The organism is Nocardia sp. NPDC059764 (assembly GCF_042732555.1).
In the GTDB taxonomy this organism is placed as follows: domain Bacteria; phylum Actinomycetota; class Actinomycetes; order Mycobacteriales; family Mycobacteriaceae; genus Nocardia.
The window spans coordinates 30236-49002 of record NZ_JBHWHH010000043.1 but is presented as its reverse complement, the minus strand read 5'-3'; the positions used below and the strand labels follow the sequence as shown (position 1 = coordinate 49002).

Below are 18767 nucleotides of genomic sequence, written 5' to 3'. Positions count from 1 at the left end.
ATCCCGGAGCTGTTCGAGTCCGCGACTCGTGAGGCGATCGCGGCGTTCGGTCGTGGTGAGTGCTTCGTGGAGCAGTACCTGGACAAGGCCCGCCACGTCGAGGCTCAGGTCATCGCCGACCAGCACGGCAACGTGGTCGTCGCGGGTACTCGTGACTGCTCGCTGCAGCGCCGCTTCCAGAAGCTCGTCGAGGAAGCCCCGGCCCCGTTCCTGTCGGACGAGGTGCGCGGCAAGATCCACGAGTCCGCCAAGCGGATCTGCAAGGAAGCCGGCTACTACGGCGCCGGCACCGTGGAGTACCTGGTGCAGGGCGAGACCGTGTCCTTCCTCGAGGTGAACACCCGCCTGCAGGTCGAGCACCCGGTCACCGAGGAGACCGCCGGAATCGACCTGGTGCGTCAGCAGTTCCGCATCGCCGAGGGCCACGAGCTGTCGATCACCGAGGACCCGACCCCGCGCGGGCACTCGTTCGAGTTTCGCATCAACGGTGAGGACGCGGGTCGCGGCTTCCTCCCCGCGCCCGGCCCGGTCGTCGTCTACCGCGAACCGACCGGTCCCGGTGTGCGCGTCGACTCCGGTGTGGTCGAGGGTTCGGTCATCGGCGGTCAGTTCGACTCCATGCTGGCCAAGCTGATCGTGACCGGCGAGAACCGTGAGCAGGCGCTGCAGCGTGCCGCTCGCGCGCTGGCCGAGTTCCAGATCGAGGGTCTCGCGACCGTCATCCCGTTCCACCGCCACATCGTCGAGAACCCGGCCTTCATCGGCGACGGCACCAAGTTCGACGTCTACACCAAGTGGATCGAGAACGAGTGGGACAACCCGATCGAGCCCTACACCGGCGCTGTCGCCATCGAAGAGGACGAACAGGCCCCGCGCCAGAAGGTCGTCGTCGAGGTCGGTGGCCGTCGCCTCGAGGTGTCGCTGCCGGGTCAGTTCTCGGTCGGCGCCGCCGCGTCCGCGAACGGCGCGGGCGTCGTCCGCAAGAAGCCCAAGGCGCGCAAGCGCGGTGGCGCGGGCGCGGGTGCCGCCTCCGGTGACGCCGTGACCGCTCCGATGCAGGGCACCGTCGTGAAGGTGGCCGTCGAAGAGGGCCAGTCCGTCGAGGCGGGCGACCTGGTCGTGGTGCTCGAGGCCATGAAGATGGAGAACCCGGTCACCGCCCACAAGGCCGGTGTCATCACGGGTCTCGCGGTGGAGGCCGGCGCGGCCATCACCCAGGGCACCGTCCTGGCCGAGATCAACTAACCCCGGGCACGGCCCCGGCACCCAGCCGGGGCCGTCTCCCCTCCCCACGAAACCCGTTTCCACTTCCAGCCCCACCCTGCTAAAGTTCCTTCCCGCAACGAAGTAGCAAGCGCCATTAGCTCAATTGGCAGAGCAGCTGACTCTTAATCAGCGGGTTCGGGGTTCGAGTCCCTGATGGCGCACCAGAAATACCTAACGCGAGGTCAGACCGCCGAGGGCGTCCTGGGCCGGGGCGTAGCCGGCTCGAGCGGACTTGAGGTATACGCGTTTCGCGGCGTCGGTGCGCCCGAGGGATTTCCATTGGTCACCCAGGGCTTTCAGCGCGACCATGTCGCCGTCGTGTTCCACCTCGCGGTACAGGAGTTCGGCTCGGTCGCCCTCGCCTCGGGCCTCATGAACCGTTGCCAGGTGCACCTTTCCGAGAATGTGGCCATTGTCGATGTAGCGGCGGTACCAGTAGGCGGCCTGGCTGAGGTCACCGGTCTTCATGCACATATGGCCCAGGGTCAGCATCGAGAGTGTTTCGCCGCACTCGGCGGCCCGCCGGTACCAGCGTTCGGCTTCCGCTCGGGCGCCCCGGTTTTCGAGGAGTCGCGCCAGGAAGGACATGGAGAGGGCGTCGTTCATGGCCGCCGCCCGGCGGAGTAGCCGTTCGGCTTCGCCGATGTCGCCGCGCCTCTGATGATCACGAGCCCGGGCCAGCAACTGGCTGATCTCGCCACGCCTCCGACCGGAGCCCGCCGATCGTGGATTTTCTTTGGGAACTTCCGATTTCGGCGCGAGGTCCGGCGGTGCCGGGGCCGTGAGCATGGCCAGTGCGTGCGGGATGGACGGCCGTGACTCCGGCCGTTTGTCCATCAGCCGGGTAATGAGCTGACCGAGTTGCCCGGCGTGCACCGGCGACGGAACCGCACCGAACATGACCGCTTTCATGGTTCCGTGGATGGTGTCGCGACGGAACGGCGAAACCCCTTCCACCGCGTGGTAGAGCGTGACGCCGAGGGCGTACAGGTCACCGGCGGGTGTGTCGTCACCGTCGACGCGTTCGGGTGCCATGTACTCGAACGAACCGATGAGCGCCTCCTTGGCGGTCAGCGTGTGGTCGGAGTGATGGCGGGCGGTTCCGAAATCGGTGAGCAGCACCTCGCCACCGGTGGCGAGCAGGATATTGCCCGGTTTGACATCGCGGTGGACCACACCGGCGTCATGGGCGGCCCGCAGGGCCTCCAGCAAGGCGGCGGCGACGGCGGCGGCTTCCGCGACGTCGACCGGCCCGTCGCTGTCGATTCGCTGCTTCAATGATCGGCCGGACACCAGGCGCATGACGATCCAGGGCGTCCCGCTGTCGGTGACGACGTCGAGGACACCGACGATATTCGGATGATCGCGCAGCCGACCGGCATTGCGGGCCTCACGTTCCGCCCGCGCGACCCGCTCCGCGTGCTGCGCGCTGGATTCGGCCTGCGGGAGCAGCACTTCTTTCACCGCGACATCCACACGTAACCGCTCGTCGCGTGCCTTCCAGACGGTCCCGAATCCGCCACTGCCCAGCTTCTCGATCAACCGGTAGCGGCCGCCGAGAACCCAGCCCGGTCGTCCCAGCGAAGACATGACTGCTCCCAGCGGTTCTGTGCCCCAGCAACATTCGGAGTCAGTCAACCGTACTCGAATACGGGTGCCCACGGAGGCCGCAATCAGACGGTCGGATCGCCCTTGCGTCCATGAGACCCGACGGCAGTCCCCCGTCGTAGACGGCCAGTATGTCGGTCGCCTTCGACAGTGCGTCGACGATGGATCGGGCTGGGCGGCGGTACAGCCCCGGATAGTCGACTTCGCCGAGCCGGGGGTCCACAGGAAACGCCAGCCGTTCCTCACCCAGCGAGAACTCGGCCGAGATATCGACCCGGTTGCCGCGCGGATCCTGCCGATGCCAAGCATCGTCGAGGTACACCGCGACCAGACCGTGAAGCACGTGACCGTCACCACGCGTCAGGCGCTGGTAGCACAGCGCGGTGGGAATCCCCTCCCCGCGGAGCACCGCCGCGAGCAGATGCGACTTCGCATAACAAAGCCCGACCCGCTGTTCGAGCACCTCCGACGCCCTCAACGTCACCCGGGAATCGCGGGCATCGTAGGGGTGCGCGACATTGTCCCGCACCCACTCGAACGCCCTCCGAGCAAACTCGACCTCGTCGTCGCCGGCTCGAAGCTCGCGCCCGAGCCCGCGCACCGCCGGATGATCGACCTCGACGATCGAATCGCCTGCCAGGTAGGCATCTGGACTCGACGACGACACCGGCGAATTCGAGCGCCACCCGCCCGAACCTTCCCCGAAAAATGCCGAACGGCCCGAGATCCCCTCGGGCCGTTGATCTTCGCCGCTACTTGACCGAGTTGGCCAGCTGATCGGCATACGGGGCAATGAACTTTCCGACAATCGGTAGCGGCGCACGCACACCGCCGGTGTTGTTGGCCTGAACCATCGCCATGATCCACACGACGAACGCCAGGAGTCCGACCACGAGCCCGGCGAGGCTGAAGATGATCCCCAGCGCCCCGAGCAGCGATCCGACGATGCTCAGAACGAAGTTGACCACCGACACCGCCCCGAAGAACACGATCGACTGCGACGCATGGAATTTCACATCCGGATCCTTCTTCCCCACGAACAGGAAGATGACCCCGGTGACCCACCCCAGCGCGTAGGACAGAATCGCACTGGTCTTCTTGTCCAACCCGGTGGACTGCGGCTGGTTTGCGGAAGGCTGAGAAAATGTCATGCCGTAAGTAAAAGCCGCCCCCACCCCCTACCGATCCCAACTTCCCCCCGAACCCGCAGGTCACAGGCCAGCGGACGGCTGAGTGGGTTCGTGTTCGTGGAGCTGTCTGGCGGACTGGCCTATTGCTCCATTCTCGAGTGGTTTCAAGCAGCTTCCTGACTCAGAGGCACCGAAAGTGGAGCAGAAGGCCAGCTCAGACCTCCGTCACAGGGTCACTGGTTCGATCCACCTCGCCGACAGGACGAAAACCATTGCTGTGTAACGGCGGTCAGAGTTGCGTGTGCCCGGAGCCGGTGAGGATGATCAGCGGCATCATCAGAACACCGAGAATGTCGTTTCCGGTGCACTGGGCCGAGGCGCTGGAGCTGCCGGTCGGCTGGCTGCCGCAGTTCTGCACGGTCATGGACTTGGTCGACGAACCCTGTGTGGCGGTGAGGCTGTAGACGCCTTCGGGCAGCTTCGAGCGATAGACGTACTGGATGGTCCCGGTGCCGGCCGTGGATCCGGCTTGCGGGGTGAACGTGCCGACATTCTGCCCGCCCAAGGTGACCGTGACCGGCGCCAAGGCGTCCGCGCCGCTGGTGGACACGAAGATCGTGCAGGTATTGCCTGCCCCTTCACATCCTCCGATGCCGGTGTCGACCTGTGTCAGATTCACATTGTCGACCGTGGCCGACGCCGATGCCGCCGCGACGACCGGTATAGCCAGCATGGCCGCCGTGACGGCGGCCCAACTCATGTGCTTCATCTGTACTTTCCCGTTGGAGTGTCGTTGCCGGCACCTGAGTGCCGCTCCGACGGTAACCGCGTCGCGAGGCCCTGCGCGTACGAATTGAAAAGCCTGTGCTTCAACATGCCCGACCTCTTCTGGGTGATCGAACACTCGGAAGATGCCGAGAACGGCCAACCATCCGCCCATTGGCGGGCAGGGCAACTCCGCACCGAACGATTCTGCACGGCTGGCTGATTCGCGTTTCGGATCAGCCTCGCAACGTGGCGATGGCTTTCTCGATGCGGCGTTGGCGGGTTTCGGGCTTCTTGGCGCTTTCGATGACGTGGACGTGTTCGCGTTTGCGGCTGTGGGAGAGGTTGTCGTAGGCGGCGCGGGCGAGGGGGGCGGCGTCGAGGGCTTCCACCACTTCGAATGGAACTTCCAAGCCTCGCATGGGCTCTGGTGGCTCGACGATGGCTCGAAACTTCATGGTGGTTCTCCCATTGTTCCAGCTCCGATGGCCGCTCCCATTTCCTACACCAAGATCATCGCGGAGCCTCGAACCGCTGCGTCCCGCGCCGCGCCGGGAACTCTCACCGCTGGATTGTGTTTTCCTGAGAACAGGGGCGGTGTGTGCGACAGTCGGATCGATGGTCGTCCGTACCTGGGAGGAGTCGGCAGATGACCGATGATCACACGGTGGTCGGCCGGGTGGTCGCGATTCTGGACGCGGTCGCCGACGCGTCGGCACCGTTGCCGCTGCGCGAGCTGACCCGGCGGACCGGGATACCGAAACCCACCGTGCGGCGGATCGCCAACGACCTGGTCGCGCGGGGCATGCTGGTGCGCACCGAGGACGGCTACTGGGCCGGGTCACGGCTGATGAACCAGGGTCTACTGTCCGCCTACCAGCAGCGGATGCCGATGACCGTGCAGCCGTATCTGCAAGAGCTGCACTATGTTTCACGCGGCGAGATCGCCTGGTACGCGACGGTGCACGATGGCAGCCTGGTGACGGTCGGCGCCGCTTTCGGGCCGCGGTACGCGGCCGCCATGCAGCGCGGGTGGTGGCCCAATCTCGAGATGTTCGGCAACAGCGCGGTGCTCTTCGCCTCGGGGCGGCTGCAGTTCGCGCACGCGCCGGACCGCGCGGACCGGGTGCTGGCCACCGGGTGGAGTCCGATGACGCCGCAGTCCGTGACCGATCGGCACACCATGACCGACCTGCTGAAACAGGCCTACGACACCGGATACGCCGAGGAACAGGAGCAGGTCGCGCTCGGATACCGGTGCGCCGCGGCCGCATTGCGCGACGACGCGGGTCGGCTCACCGGCGTGGTGGGTGTCACCGGCTGCACGAACTCGGTGACCGCCGCCGACCTGCGAACCGCGCTGTCGAAATCAGCCGACGGTCTCGAACGCGATATCCGCCAGGTCGTCGGACGAGTCCCGGACCCCGCCACGGCGCTGCCGTCCTATCTACGACTCCGATCCGGGGTCGGATACACCTGGCCCGTCTTGCCCACTGCTACCCGAGTCACTGAATGACACGGTGTGGTGCGCTGCCGCCCGGTGCGGCCGATACTCGTGCTGCGCAGCGCAATTCACCGCCGATCCACCGGCGGCGACGGAAGCCGGTGCGCCACACCTGAGAATCCGGGGGGAGGTCGCGGTGTCCATGACGACCGATAACGCTCTGGTGCAGTCCGTTTGGCCACTGATCGGGCGGACCGAGGAACTGCGCCGCGCCCAAACGGCGGTACGCGGCCCGCGAGCCGGGGTCGTGCTCGCGGGCGCGTCCGGGGTCGGCAAGAGCCGGCTCTCCAGGGAATTACTCGAAACGCTCTCCGGCCGCTACGAGGTGCGCTGGGCCGCCGCCACCGCCTCGGCCCGGTCACTGCCGCTGGGCGTCTTCGCCGAATGGGTACCCGCCACCGCCGGCACCGACCCGATCCGACAGGTCCACGCCGTGGTGAACGCGCTGTCCGCGAGCCCGGAGAATCGGCCGGTGATCGTCGGCGTCGACGACGCCCACCTGGTCGATGATCTGTCGGCGCTGGTTCTGCAACAGCTCGTCGATCGCCGAGCCGCCCGCCTGGTCCTCACCGTCCGTTCCGGGCAACCCGCCCCCGACGCCGTCGTCGGCCTGTGGAAGAACGAACGGGTGGAGCGGCTCGAGGTGCTGCCACTGGCCCGCGAGGAATCCGACCGGCTGGTCGCCCGGGTGCTCGGCCAGCCGCCGGATCCGCCCACCGCACACCGGCTGTGGCAGCTGACGCGCGGCAATGTGTTGTTCCTGCGTCATCTGGTCGAGCAGGAGCGGGAGGCCGGACGGCTGCTGACTCGGCCCGGATCAGCGGTGTGGACCGGCAATCCGGTGATCTCCGGCACCCTCGGCGAACTGATCGACGCGCAGATGGGCTCGCTGTCACCGGAATTGGCGCTGGTCGTCGACAGCGTCGCGGTCAGCGAACCGGTCGACGCCACCGTCCTCGTCGACGTCGTCGACGAACTGGCGTTGGATCTCGCGCTCGCCCGCGGACTGGTTCGCATCGACCACACCGGCCGCCGCGAACTGGTGCTCCTGGGCCATCCCCTCTACGGGGAGATTCGCCGGGACCGCACCAGCCCGGCTCGGCTGCGACGCCTGCGCGGCCGGATCGCCTCGGCCGGCGGCACGGTCGCGGCCGACGGGCCCACCGCACTGGTCCGGCAGGCGCTCATGGCGCTGGACTCCGATCTGCCACCGGATTCCGGATTGTTCACCGCGGGCGCCGGCGCCGCGATGCAGCTGCTGGACGGTGCCGGCGCGGCCCGGCTCGCCGGAGCCGCGCGGGTGGCGGGCGGCGGCTACGACGCGATCCTGCTCGAACTGTCGGCCACCCAGTTGATCGGCTCCCCGGAGAAGGTGGAAAGCCTGGTCGCCGACCTGGATCCGGACGAGATCGGCATCGGGCCCTGGGAAACCGCCGACCTGGTCGTGCGCCGGGCCGCCAACCTGGCCTACGGCGCCGGCGAACCCGCCCGAGCCGCCGAGATTCTCGCCGCCGCCCGAGCCGAGCTCCCCGCCGCCTGCGCACCCGTGCTCGACGCGTTCGCGGCCGGAGTCGACGCCATGGCGGGCCGACTCCCCGCGGATACGGTGGCCGGTCTGCCGGACCATCCGGAGCTCCCGGACTTCGCTCGTCTGACCGGACTGTGCGCGCTGTTGACGATCCACGCGTCGACCGGCGACGTCGCGGCGGCGGACGCCGTCGCCCAACGCGGCGCGCAACTGCTGAACCGGTCCGCCGCCGCGGCCCCGCTGGTGTTCTTCCTGACCTGGCATCATCTGCGCGCGCTGCTGCTCGCCGGGCGGCTCGCGGCCGCCGACCGGATCGCCGAGCAGATCGCGATCCGCACCGTGGGGCTCCCCGCGCTGTTCGGCCGATTCGCCGTGCAGCTCCGCGGCCACGCCGATCTGGCCGCGGGCCGCCTCGGCACCGCCGTCCCCGCGCTACGCCGGGCGGTGGACGTGTACGCCCGCGACGGTTCGAACGCGTTCGGGCTCATCGACTCTCGGATCGACCTCGCCACCGGGCTGGCCATGTCGGGGCGCGCCGACGAGGCCGACGCAGTACTCACCGAGCTGACCGCCGAACCGAACCCGTTCCCGATCCTCGACCCGCCCCTGCTGCTGGCGCGGGCGTGGACCGCGGCCGCACAGGGGGCCAGAACCGTAGCCGTCGACACCGCTCGGGCCGCCGCCGGGCGCGCGGCCGAATTACACACTCCCGCACAGGAAGTGGTCTGCCTGCAGGTCGCCACCCGATTCGGCGACCATGGCGCGGCCGCGCGCCTGACCGAACTCGCGACCCTGGTCGGCGGGCCCCGGGCCGGGACCGCCGCCGCGCACGCCCGGGCCTGGGCCGCCGGGGACGGCGAAGGACTGCTGGCCAGCGCGGCCGACGCGGAGGCGGGCGGCGACCGGGCCACCGCGATCGACGTGGCAGCCCAGGCCGCGGCGGTCTTCCGCCGCCGTGGCCTGCGCGGATCGGCGATGTCGGCCTTGGAGCGCGCACACCGGCTCGCCGACGAATGCGCCTTCGCCACACCGGCTCTGAACGCGGCCGACGACCGGTCAACCCGCACGGACCGGCAGCGGGAGATCATCGCGCTGGTCGGTGAAGGCCTCACCAACCGCGAGATCGCGGCCCAGCTGAACGTCTCGGTCCGCACGGTGGAGGGGCACCGCTACCGCGCCGCCCGCCGCCAGACCGGAAGTGTCGGCGCCACGCCGGGATTGGCGTAGTGGACTACCCCAGGCGTGCCGCCGGACCGGGCGCACCATCGAACGGTGAACGATTCGGTCGACCCACGCGAGGCCGCGCTCCGGCGGTTGCCCACCGCGTACTCGCTGGCGCTCCGGCTCCGCGAGGCCGGGGTGGAACCGGACCTGATCTGTGAATACCTCGGCATCGAACCCGAGGCACTCGTCCCGCTGCTGGATATCGCGGAGGCGAAACTCACGTGTGCGCTCCAACCGGACGGATCGACGGAGACGGCCTGGGAATTGGAGTAGCGCACTACGCCAGCCCGCGACTGCGCGGGCACGCAGGATGAGGTCGGTCCCGTCCGAGGGCCACAGGACGAGGCGAAAGCGAGGCGGTGTGCTAGGACCGCTGCTGCCCGGCGATCCGGGCCGGATCGGGCCGTTCGTACTGCACGGACGGCTCGGCGCCGGCGGGATGGGCGTGGTGTACCAGGGTTTCGGGCCCGACGGCACCGTCGTCGCGATCAAGGTGCCCAAGCCCGAACTCGCGCACGATCGCGAATTCCGCGCCCGCTTCCGGCACGAGGTGGCCGCCGCCCGCCGAGTGCACGGCGACTTCGTGGCCGAGGTCGTGAACGCCGACGTCGACGCGCCCCGGCCCTGGATGGCGAGCGCGTTCGTCGGCGGGGAACCCCTGCAGGACGTGGTGGCCCGCCGCGGGCCGCTCACCGGCAGCGCACTCGACGAGTTCACCTCCGGACTGGCACAGGCGATCGCGTCCGTGCATCGGGCCGGCGTGGTGCACCGGGATCTCAAGCCCGGCAACATCCTGCTCACCCTCGACGGGCCGAAGATCATCGACTTCGGGCTGGCCTTCACACCGGACAGCACTCGGATCACCGCGCCCGGCGTGGTGATCGGCACGATCGCGTGGATGGCCCCGGAGCAGTTCGGGGCCGGGGACGCGGGGCCACCGGTCGACATCTTCGCGTGGGGTACGTGCGTCGCCTTCGCCGCGACCGGCCGGATTCCGTTCAACGGCGAGAACGTCTCGTCCGTGATGGTCCGGATCGTGCGCGGCACACCGGATCTGGACGGGCTGTCCGGCAAGTACCAGAGAATGCTGGCGGTCAGCCTGAGCAAGGATCCGGAACTGCGGCCGACCGCCGAGGATCTGGTGACGGCCTTCGCGCGGCCGAGTTCGCCACGCCGCCCGATGCCCGCCACGCCGCCCGATCATGTCGTGATCGATTCCGGACCACGGGATTCCGAACCGACCGAGCCGGCCGACCCGTGGCTCACCTACCTCGCTCCCGCCGATCTACCGGACACGGTCCCGGTTCCGCTCCCCCACACCACCCTCCTGAATCCGGCTCGCCGCACCGATCCCACCGTCGTCCACACCGACCCCACCGTGGTGCACGGCGACCCGCGACCACCCGCACCCGATCCCGCGGCGACCGTGCCGACCACCGTCGTCACCGATGACGATCCGTCCCAGCCGATTCCGTCCCAGCGGCTGCGGCCCTCACACGCCACCGACCGTTCGGGCTCGGCATCACGGCAGCGGGCACGCCGCAGCCGGGTGCCGACCTACCTTCCCCTGGCCTGGATTTCGCTGATCCCGCCGCTCGGCCTGCTGTTCGGACCAGCGGCGCTGATCCAGGCGACCCGAGCGCGGGTGTACGCCCGCCGGGCGTATGCCGAACCGCCGCAGCGAATCCGGCTCGCGACCCTGGTGGGCGTGGCCGGGCTGCTCGTCGGGGTACTGAGCGTCGTGGTGGCGCTCCGGCTGCTCACCGGCCACTGAATCGGCCGTTCCGGCGTCGCGACGGGTCGTCAGCCGTGCATCGCGATCCCGAGCACCACGAGGATGATCAGGGCGGCCAGCGCCGCCGCCAGCAGAACCGGCACCAGCTTCGACGCCCGGTCGGAAGCCTCGACCGGCAGATCCTGGGCTGCGGCAACAGGTTCCGCCACCGTGGTCATCTCCGCGAGATGCGCGACGCGCATGGCGGGCGACCAGCGTTCGAGCAGCACCGTGTCGGTGCGCCGGAACGTCCCCCCGTCCGGACGCACCACCGACTGCCAGGCCCGCGCCAGCGAGCGCAGGTCGGCCGAGGTCAGCGCCGGTGCCGGCGAGGTCAGCAGGGCATCGATGGCTTCGAAATCCGACATCGGCAGCAGCTGGCCGAAGCGCCCGTAGTCGATCCGGTCGGCCGCCAGATCCTCCGCGAGGCACCGGATCGTGAGCAGCGCGAACTTGAACAGGTCGGTGGTCGGCGTGAAGCCGTCCCCGTTCGCGTACTGCGGCCGCCAGGGCAGCGGATCCAGATTCGGCATCGCGGAGTGGCCGTCGATCAGGAACGAGTCGCAGTCCAGGAAGTAGTTCTCGGTCATGACCGACTGCCCGGCGGGCGCGGCGCCGGTGACGAGAATATTGTTCGGCTGCAGATCGCCGATCACGATCCCGTTGTCGTGCAGGAAGTCCAGATCACCGAGCAGTCGCCCGAGCCTGGCCAGCTTGTGCGGGAAGTCGTAGTACTCGAATCCGCGCCGCGTCGCCACCTGCTCCGGCACCGCCAACCGGGTGAAATGCCTCGGCTTCCAGCCGTTTCCGGGATCGTGGAAGTACATGGCCGGGGCCTCGGGCAGCACCACGCCGACGATCTCCGCGCCGTCGGTGACGACGGCGCTCGGCCACGCGCACCGGGCCAGCAGTCGTTCGCGGTCCTCGGGGGCCAGCCGCCGCGGCCAGGCCACCAATTGCCGCAACCGGTCGCCGTCCAGGTCGGCGCGGGCCTCATCCCGGAATCGCTTGAATACCAGGTGGTCCCGATCCGGCACCGTGCACCGCCAGATCTCCGCCGCGCCGCCCTCCCCCAGCGGCCCACCGGGATCCAGGCGCAGGCTGCGCAGTCGGTACCACGCCTGGCCATCGGTGGATTCGGCCGCAGTCATCGACACCCCGGCTATCGGCCGACCGGCCAGGCCGCGACGATCGTCCGGTCGTCGTGCAGGCCCGGCAGCTGGAAACCGACGATCTCGGCGAAGACGTGCTCGGCCGGCGCGGGGCCCGCGAGCTCCGGGAGGATCGACGAAAACTGCTGCGGCACCAGTCGAATCGCGTCCGCCATACCGTCGCTCGCCAGCACCACCATGCGCCGGCCGGACAACACTTCGGTGCCGGTGACCATGCAGTCGGCATTGCGCGGCAGCGACGCGGTGACATTGCTGACCCGGCCGCCGGACTTGGTGTCGTTGCGGGTGAGCCAGCTCATCGCCCCGGTACCGAGGTCGACGGTGAGCGCGTCGCAGTCGCCGACGGCCGCCCACAGCATCGGATAGCCGCCGGGACCCACCGGACCCAGCGCGGCGAAGGTCAAGGTGCAGGCCGGAATCGAGGTTCGCTTGCCCTCGGCGGTGCCGTGCGGATCGCGATAGCCGATCTCGGCCGCCAACCGGGTGAGGTCCTCGGCGCCCAGATTGCGCGCGACCTCGACGGCGACGTCGCGCGCCAGCGCGGACCACTGCGCGGTCACATCTCCGGGGCGGTACCCGGGCACGCGCTTGTGCAGGGCTTCGATAGCGACGCGACACGCCCTCTGCGCCGCGACATGCGAATTCTCCGCGGAACCGAGGCCGTCCGCGACCGCCAGGAAGACCCAATTGTGTTCCGGTGCACCGCCGATGGCGTAGGCGTCCTCGCGGGTGTGCCCGGTTCGGGCGTGCTGCAATCCGACCTGGGTCGCGGCATAGACCTCGAAACTTCCGCTTCGACCGCGATCCACGGTCAGTCCGCTGACACCGGAGGTGGTGACCGCCGCCAACTCGACCGGCCGGGCGGCCTTGGCGACCGGTGGCGTTTCGGCCGTGGAAGGCCGCGGGGTCTCCCCCGGCAGGGGACCGGCGGCCGGAGCCGGTCTCCGTTCACCGATGGCGGACAACACCGCTACCGCCCCTCCTGTCATCAGGGCGGCCGCGGCGGCCACCAGCGCCGCCGGGAGCAGCCCTCGGTCCGCGGTGCGCGGCGGGTCCGCCAGCACGAGCATCACGTCTCCGTTGTTGCCCGTTCGGCTCAGATACGCGGCCGGGTTCTTCTGCGTAGAGCTGATTCCGAGTGTCACGCACGGCACATCACGGCCGTTGGGCGGTCTATCCGCCCTGTTCGGATTCGGAAAGAGCAGTCCCACAACGCCGCCGGGAAGCCCCTGAATCTCGCCCGCCGCTGTGGTCGTCGAAGGCTGGCCGTTCGGATTGCTCTCGGGGGACCCCGCGGGCGGCACCGAGCCGGCCGGGCAACCGCTGACCGGCGGGCGACTCGCCGCCGCGGATACGGCGCTCTGGTCCACCGGTTTCGGCGAGGAATCACCGAGCCACTGGACGATCAGCGCCACCAGGAAGAAGCCGATCGTCGCGACCAGCACCACCAGCGACGTTGTGTGCACCCGCGCGAATCGCCGCCGCAGACCGGGACGCCTCGGCCGAGTCATCGAATTCCTCACTCCAGCCGCCGCATTCCCGCGGGCGTGCGGAACAGGAACGCTCCCTGTCCCACGCTGCTGCTGATCGAGAACTTGATGCTGTTGATGATGGCGCGCAACAGATCTCCCGGCGCCACGCCGCCCGTCGCCACACAGGCCGCACCGACCGGGTCGATCGACCGCAGCTGCCGCACCGTGCCCTCGGTGACCTCACCGATGCCCAGGGCCACCACCACCGGCCGGAACGGATGACCCGGCGCCTCCAGCGCGTGCCGGACCGGCAACCACACCTCGTCCCGCTGCAACTGGCCGTTGACCTGTGGATTCCCATCGGTCAGGAAGAACACGACCGGCGTGTAGGACTGCAGTCCCGCGCGGGCGAAACGCTGCTGATCATCGCGGAGCATCCGGTTCAGGAACGAGAACACCTGGGCGTAATCGGTCGAGCCCTGCCTGGGCAGGCGCGGTAGCGCCGGATCGGACCGCAGTGGGGTCAACGGGAGCACCGGGACCGGGGAATCACCGAACGCGATCACGCTCAGATGCGCGGTGTCGTAGGTGGTCGGGTCGTCCGCGAGCACACCCAGCATGTCGGGCAACGACTGCTCGATGGTGTCCAAGGGCGTGATCGGCTGTCCCGGATTGAAATCCGGATCCCACATCGACCGCGAGACGTCGCACACGATGTAGAACGGGAACACCCGGCGGGCGCTGACACCGGCCTGGGTCACCCCGAAACGAGATTCGCTACGCATCACACCACCGCCGCCACGGCCTCATGCCCGAGTCGCCTTCCCGCGCCACTCGGCGCGCCTCTTCGTCGACCATGCCCCCGATCACCGACGGCGGCGGAGGTAGCGGACTACTCGATTTCGGGACGGCGACTACTCCAGCCCGAACCGATCCGTGCCGACCGGCAGGCACCGGAAATGAGGTAGCGCACTACCCCCGTATCCGAACAGGGACCGGCCCACCATGGGTCATGGCCGTGAACCGGCCAGGGAGGACCCTCGATGCCACAGGCGAACTCGCACCGCCGCCACCGATGCCTCGACGGTGCCCGGCTGCTGCTCGCCGTCGTCGCGGTCCTGCTGTGCGTGGGCACCGGCTCGGTCGCGATCGCGGCTCCGACAACGACTCCCAGCTCTCCTTCGGTGCCACCCCAGGGCGGCGGCACCCACGACGGACCGGGCCCGTCGCTCATCGTCCCGGCGACCGCGCGGCGTGGAACCACGATCTCCGTTTCCGGCGACAACTGGGTCTGCACCAGCGATCTCACACTGACCACGAGTTGGTCGAGCAGCATCACCACGAAGGTGACGAACTACTCCTTCACCACCCGCCTCGCCGTTTCCGATCAAGTGCCACTCGGGCCGCAGACAGTCACCGCCACCTGCACCTACATGAATGTGCGAACAACGGCACCCGGGTATGCGGCGCCCTGCTGCTCGGACACCATCACCCGCAGCGCGCCCATCACCATCCAAGCGGCGCCCGTGGATCCACCCGTGTCGAACGGGCCCACGGGCGGCAACCATGTCGGAACGACACCGCACGTCGAAATAGCGACTCCGCCAACCTCGACCGACGCGGACGCGCCGGAATCCACCCCACCGGTCGTGCCGGCAGCCGTGATCGGCGTCGTCGCCGTGGCCGGAATCGCCCTGACCTCCGTGATTGTCCGGCGCCGCCGACCCGCCGCCCCGCAACAGCTCTACCGGCAGCCACCGCATCGGGCGCCGGCCCGTCAGCCGGCGGTCCGGGTGTCCGTCTCACCGGATATGAACCCGCAGACGGGCATTCGCGAGATCGGCCGTCCGACACGTCCGCTCACCGTCCACGTCCGCATGCACCTCGGCACACCCGACGTATTCGTGAGGGAGCTGTCACGATGACCACCCCGTTGATCTCGGCCCGGACGGTGGCGCTCGGCTACTCGGCGCCCGCCGCCGACGACCTCGCGAACTACCTGCGTTCCAGCGGAATCGACCGCATCGCGCTGCGCGGAGCGATCGCGATCACCGAGCCGCTGCGCACGGCGGCCCTCGCCGAGATCGCCCAGGCGATCGACGGCTTGCTCAATATCAGCCTGGCCCAGGTCGCGGTGGAGGGCTGGTGCCGCTACGACAGGTTGCTCCGCGCCGCGGATCGCACCCGCCGCGGCGGTGTTTCCGAGAAGGTCCCGCTGCTCGAACACGAAATCTCGCACACCTATCACCCGGCCCTCGAGGTCTACGTGGACGACCAGCAGGTCAGCCGATTCGAGATCACGGTCGACATCTCGTTGCGCGTGCTGCCGCTCGAGGCGACCGTCCGCGGCGGCAGACTGGTCGAACTCGGCCCCGGTGACTGCACCGCGACCGTATCGATCGGCACACCGGACCTCGGGCCGATCCTGGTGCGGGACCACACATTCCAGACCTCGGGGGCCTTCGACCTCCGTCGCCCGATAACCCTCTCGGGCCCGAGCCCACGAACCGGTACTCCCCGCCCGCGGTAGTGATCCGAAGATCTAGCAACGCTAGACAGGCCATGAGATCGATGCTACCTTTGCTTCATAATCTAGCGCTGCTAGATTCAAGGTAACCGACGAGGAGTAATCGCCATGAGCTTCACCATCAATGAACAGAAGTTCCTCGCTGAGGCCGGGCTCGGCCGACTGGCCACGGTGTCGCCCGACGGGGTCGTGCAGAACAACCCGACCAGCTACCGGGTCAACGCCGACGGCACCATCGATATCGGCGGCATGCGAATGGTTGCCACTCGAAAGTACCGCAATATCCAGGCCGGCAGCCGCGTGTCGTTCGTTGTCGACGAACAGGTTTCGCTGGACCCGTACGAAATTCGCGGCATCGAGGTACGCGGCACGGCCGAGACGATCGAAGACATCGATCCCCCGTTCCCGGTCCAGGAACGCGCCATCATCCGCATCCACCCCGAACGCATCATCTCCTGGGGCATCGACGGCGCCTCCTTCGACTTCACCAGCCGCCGCGCCGAGTAATCAGGCGGCGGAAGCGATCCCCTCGCCGCCCGGCGGGACGCGGGCTGGGTCGGTACGATCCACTCGCGGTTCATCGGGGGTGGATCGCCCCGGTGGGTCCGGGAGTTCGAGAGTGAGTCGACGTGACCAGCGAGCAGTTTCAGTCCCATCCGAACCCGGAGACTTACGATCCGTTCAGGGGTGGGCCATTCCAATCGGCCGAACCACCTCGGACCGTGATGTATGCGTACTACCTGATGCTGACCAATGCCGTACTGACGGTCGTCGGGATGGTGTACGGCGCGACCCTGCTACCGGAGATTCGCCGGGAAGCGCGGGAAATGGAAGCTGGCAGTCTGACCGGCAGCACGCTCGAGACCATCGTCACCATCGGCATCGGTATCGGGTTTGCGATCTCGGTGATCACCGTTGTGCTGTGGATCTGGATTGCGTTCGCGAGCCGTGCCGGGAAGAACTGGGCGCGGATCACCGGAACGGTCCTGTTCGGCGTGGACACGCTCAGCATTCTGTTCTCGATAACGTCGGACAGCAGCACCGTGCCCACGATCGTCATCAACTCCCTTAGCTGGGTGATCGATCTGGCGATCGTAATCCTTTGGTGGGGTACACAATCGAGCACCTACTTCCGCTCCGCCCCGGAGAGCACGCCGCCCTCCCCCGGTCCGGGTCGACCCGGCCCCTGGAACTATTGACCGAGCCCTCGTCATGCCCCGGCAATCATTTGCCGGGGCATGACGCGTTTCAGTGGGTCATCGGGGCGCCGAACCAGGTCGACAGGGCCCGGTGGAGGGCGGAGGTGGCGGATTCGGCGGGTTGGGCGAAATCCGCTGCCCAGGCGATGTAGGCGTCGGGGCGGATCAGGAGGGCGTCGGCGGGTGGGTTGTCGGTTTTGGCGGTGATGATGTCGACTCGGAGGGGCCAGCGTTCGGCGATTTCTCGGAGTTCGGGGCGGTCGGCCAGGTCCAGGAGGACCGGGCGGGGGGTGTGCATGAGTTCGGCGACGGTGATGGCGTCGGGGCCGGTGTGGAGGGTGAGGTTCGGGGCGAAAGTACCGGTCAGTGCGTCGGTTTCGGGGGTCGGGTAGCGGAGGTCGGTGCCGCCGACGAGGGCGCCCAGGCGGTGGGCCGCGGGGGCGTCGGTGAGGAGTTCGGCGAGGACGTCGCGGAGGGCTTCGGCGGCGGGGTCGCCGCCTCGGCGCAGGGCCACCTGGGCGCGGGTTTGGAGGCGGGCTCGGGCACCCGCGTAGTGGCGTTCGGTGTGGTAGGTGTCGAGCAGCGGGCCGGGGGCCCAACCCTGTACTGCCGCGGCGAGTTTCCAGGCCAGATTGACGGTGTCGGAGAGGCCGCAGTTGAGCGCGGTGCCCGTGGCTGGGAAGAGGTGGGCAGCGTCGCCCGCCAGGAAGACTCGTCCGGCGCGGTAGTTTTCGGCTTGGCGGTCCTGGAAGACATAGCGGGACAGACGGGTCGGCTCGCCCAGCGGCAGGTCGAAACCGAGGACGCGGCGGATGCTGGCGCTCAGTTCGGGCATCGTCAGCGGGTCGTCGCTGTCGTAGTCGGCAGGGTCGTCCTCGGTGGACTGGAGATAGAGGACGCCGCCGTGGGCTGCCACGGCGAATATGCCGTGCTCGGTGCGGGTGAAACCGGAACGGACCGTGGCGGTTCCGGGGATCTCGAGGTCACCGTTGGGCAGGACCGTCACCGATTCGGGGACGGTGACCTGGGCCAGCCGGTTGACCTCCGAGAAGGTGGTGCCGGGGAAGTCGATTCCGGCCATCGTGCGGATCGGGCTGCGGCCGCCGTCGCAGCCCACCAGGTAGCGGGCGGTCACCCGGTAATCGCCGTCCGGGCCGCGCACGTCGGCGGTGACGGTCGAGTCGTCCTGACTCAGCCCGGTCACCTCATGGCCGCGGCGGATCTCCGCGCCGAGTTCATCGGCATGCTCGCCCAGGACGCGCTCGATGGCGTGCTGGGCGATGGACAACGCCCGCATCGGCGGATCGGCGAGGCCGGTCAGGTCCAGATGGACACCGCCGAACGGGAATCGCGGCGGCGGGTAGCCGCCCTCGGCGGCCGCTTCCAATCGCTCCAGCAGACCTCGATAGTGCAGGACATCCAGGATCCGGCCGCCTAGGCCACTGGCCTTCGGGGTCTGCCGGGGTCGCGGGTGGCGTTCCAGGACCACGGCCCGGACGCCCGCGAGGCGGAGTTCACCGGCCAGCATCAGGCCGGTCGGGCCCGCTCCCACGATGACGACGTCGGTTTCCACACCCATTGTCGTTCAGTGCCTTTCG

At 68.8% G+C, this 18767-nt stretch carries 18 protein-coding genes and 1 tRNA gene; 10 read left to right on the top strand and 9 right to left on the bottom strand.

Annotation, left to right across the window (positions count from 1 at the left end):
* A partial coding sequence (locus ACFV4K_RS12630) for a biotin/lipoyl-containing protein (protein ID WP_379274437.1) occupies positions 1–1245 on the top strand: 1245 nt, incomplete at its 5' end.
* A gap of 109 nt (positions 1246–1354) precedes the next feature.
* Positions 1355–1430 (top strand) — tRNA-Lys (locus ACFV4K_RS12625).
* Positions 1431–1437: 7 nt separating this feature from the next.
* Here the strand turns inward: ACFV4K_RS12625 and ACFV4K_RS12620 are convergent.
* The 5 genes from ACFV4K_RS12620 to ACFV4K_RS12600 all read right to left on the bottom strand — a co-directional run bounded on the left by ACFV4K_RS12620 (position 1438) and on the right by ACFV4K_RS12600 (position 5227).
* On the bottom strand, positions 1438–2856 hold the full coding sequence (locus tag ACFV4K_RS12620; RefSeq protein WP_379274436.1) for a serine/threonine-protein kinase: 1419 nt from the start codon (positions 2854–2856) through the stop codon (positions 1438–1440).
* A gap of 40 nt (positions 2857–2896) precedes the next feature.
* Complete coding sequence (locus tag ACFV4K_RS12615) at positions 2897–3541, bottom strand: transglutaminase family protein (protein WP_379274434.1); 645 nt, start codon at positions 3539–3541, stop codon at positions 2897–2899.
* 85 nt (positions 3542–3626) lie between these two features.
* Positions 3627–4049: a DUF4870 domain-containing protein gene (locus tag ACFV4K_RS12610; protein WP_379274432.1), complete on the bottom strand. Its 423-nt coding sequence runs from the start codon at positions 4047–4049 to the stop codon at positions 3627–3629.
* Between the two features lie 244 nt (positions 4050–4293).
* The gene (locus tag ACFV4K_RS12605; protein WP_379274431.1) at positions 4294–4773 is read right to left on the bottom strand and encodes a hypothetical protein; all 480 of its coding nucleotides are present in this window, start codon (positions 4771–4773) and stop codon (positions 4294–4296) included.
* Positions 4774–5005: 232 nt separating this feature from the next.
* Positions 5006–5227 (bottom strand): YdeI/OmpD-associated family protein, encoded by a 222-nt coding sequence (locus tag ACFV4K_RS12600; RefSeq protein WP_379274429.1) that lies wholly within the window; start codon positions 5225–5227, stop codon positions 5006–5008.
* 191 nt (positions 5228–5418) lie between these two features.
* On the opposite strand from ACFV4K_RS12600, the gene ACFV4K_RS12595 reads away from it, so the two are divergent.
* The 4 genes from ACFV4K_RS12595 to ACFV4K_RS12580 all read left to right on the top strand — a co-directional run bounded on the left by ACFV4K_RS12595 (position 5419) and on the right by ACFV4K_RS12580 (position 10799).
* Positions 5419–6285 carry an IclR family transcriptional regulator gene (locus ACFV4K_RS12595; protein WP_379274427.1) on the top strand — a complete coding sequence of 289 codons (867 nt, stop codon included), beginning with the start codon at positions 5419–5421 and terminating at the stop codon, positions 6283–6285.
* Between the two features lie 130 nt (positions 6286–6415).
* Positions 6416–9028: an AAA family ATPase gene (locus ACFV4K_RS12590; RefSeq protein ID WP_379274425.1), complete on the top strand. Its 2613-nt coding sequence runs from the start codon at positions 6416–6418 to the stop codon at positions 9026–9028.
* A 45-nt stretch (positions 9029–9073) separates the two neighbouring features.
* Positions 9074–9298 (top strand): hypothetical protein, encoded by a 225-nt coding sequence (locus ACFV4K_RS12585; protein ID WP_379274423.1) that lies wholly within the window; start codon positions 9074–9076, stop codon positions 9296–9298.
* Between the two features lie 88 nt (positions 9299–9386).
* Complete coding sequence (locus tag ACFV4K_RS12580; RefSeq protein WP_379274422.1) at positions 9387–10799, top strand: serine/threonine-protein kinase; 1413 nt, start codon at positions 9387–9389, stop codon at positions 10797–10799.
* Between the two features lie 29 nt (positions 10800–10828).
* On the opposite strand, the gene ACFV4K_RS12575 is transcribed toward ACFV4K_RS12580, so the two are convergent.
* Genes ACFV4K_RS12575 through ACFV4K_RS12565 form a run of 3 tightly spaced genes read right to left on the bottom strand, consistent with a single transcriptional unit; the run spans position 10829 to position 14228 of the window.
* Positions 10829–11950, bottom strand: coding sequence for a hypothetical protein (locus tag ACFV4K_RS12575; RefSeq protein WP_379274420.1), 1122 nt, complete (start codon positions 11948–11950; stop codon positions 10829–10831).
* A gap of 11 nt (positions 11951–11961) precedes the next feature.
* Positions 11962–13482, bottom strand: a complete 1521-nt coding sequence (locus ACFV4K_RS12570) for a protein phosphatase 2C domain-containing protein (RefSeq protein ID WP_379274418.1) — start codon at positions 13480–13482, stop codon at positions 11962–11964.
* A gap of 8 nt (positions 13483–13490) precedes the next feature.
* On the bottom strand, positions 13491–14228 hold the full coding sequence (locus tag ACFV4K_RS12565) for a VWA domain-containing protein (RefSeq protein WP_357090559.1): 738 nt from the start codon (positions 14226–14228) through the stop codon (positions 13491–13493).
* 258 nt (positions 14229–14486) lie between these two features.
* Between ACFV4K_RS12565 and ACFV4K_RS12560 the strand changes: the two genes are divergently transcribed.
* From ACFV4K_RS12560 to ACFV4K_RS12545, 4 genes are all read left to right on the top strand, one after another.
* Entirely contained in the window at positions 14487–15368 is an 882-nt protein-coding gene (locus tag ACFV4K_RS12560; protein WP_379274417.1) for a hypothetical protein, read from the top strand.
* Entirely contained in the window at positions 15365–15973 is a 609-nt protein-coding gene (locus ACFV4K_RS12555; RefSeq protein WP_379274416.1) for a hypothetical protein, read from the top strand. The genes ACFV4K_RS12560 and ACFV4K_RS12555 overlap by 4 nt, the downstream gene beginning before the upstream one ends.
* 105 nt (positions 15974–16078) lie before the next feature.
* Complete coding sequence (locus tag ACFV4K_RS12550) at positions 16079–16477, top strand: PPOX class F420-dependent oxidoreductase (protein WP_379274415.1); 399 nt, start codon at positions 16079–16081, stop codon at positions 16475–16477.
* Between the two features lie 122 nt (positions 16478–16599).
* The gene (locus tag ACFV4K_RS12545; protein WP_379274414.1) at positions 16600–17169 is read left to right on the top strand and encodes a hypothetical protein; all 570 of its coding nucleotides are present in this window, start codon (positions 16600–16602) and stop codon (positions 17167–17169) included.
* Between the two features lie 49 nt (positions 17170–17218).
* Here the strand turns inward: ACFV4K_RS12545 and ACFV4K_RS12540 are convergent, their stop codons facing one another.
* Positions 17219–18748 (bottom strand): FAD-dependent monooxygenase, encoded by a 1530-nt coding sequence (locus ACFV4K_RS12540; RefSeq protein WP_379274413.1) that lies wholly within the window; start codon positions 18746–18748, stop codon positions 17219–17221.
* Positions 18749–18767 lie beyond the last annotated feature (19 nt).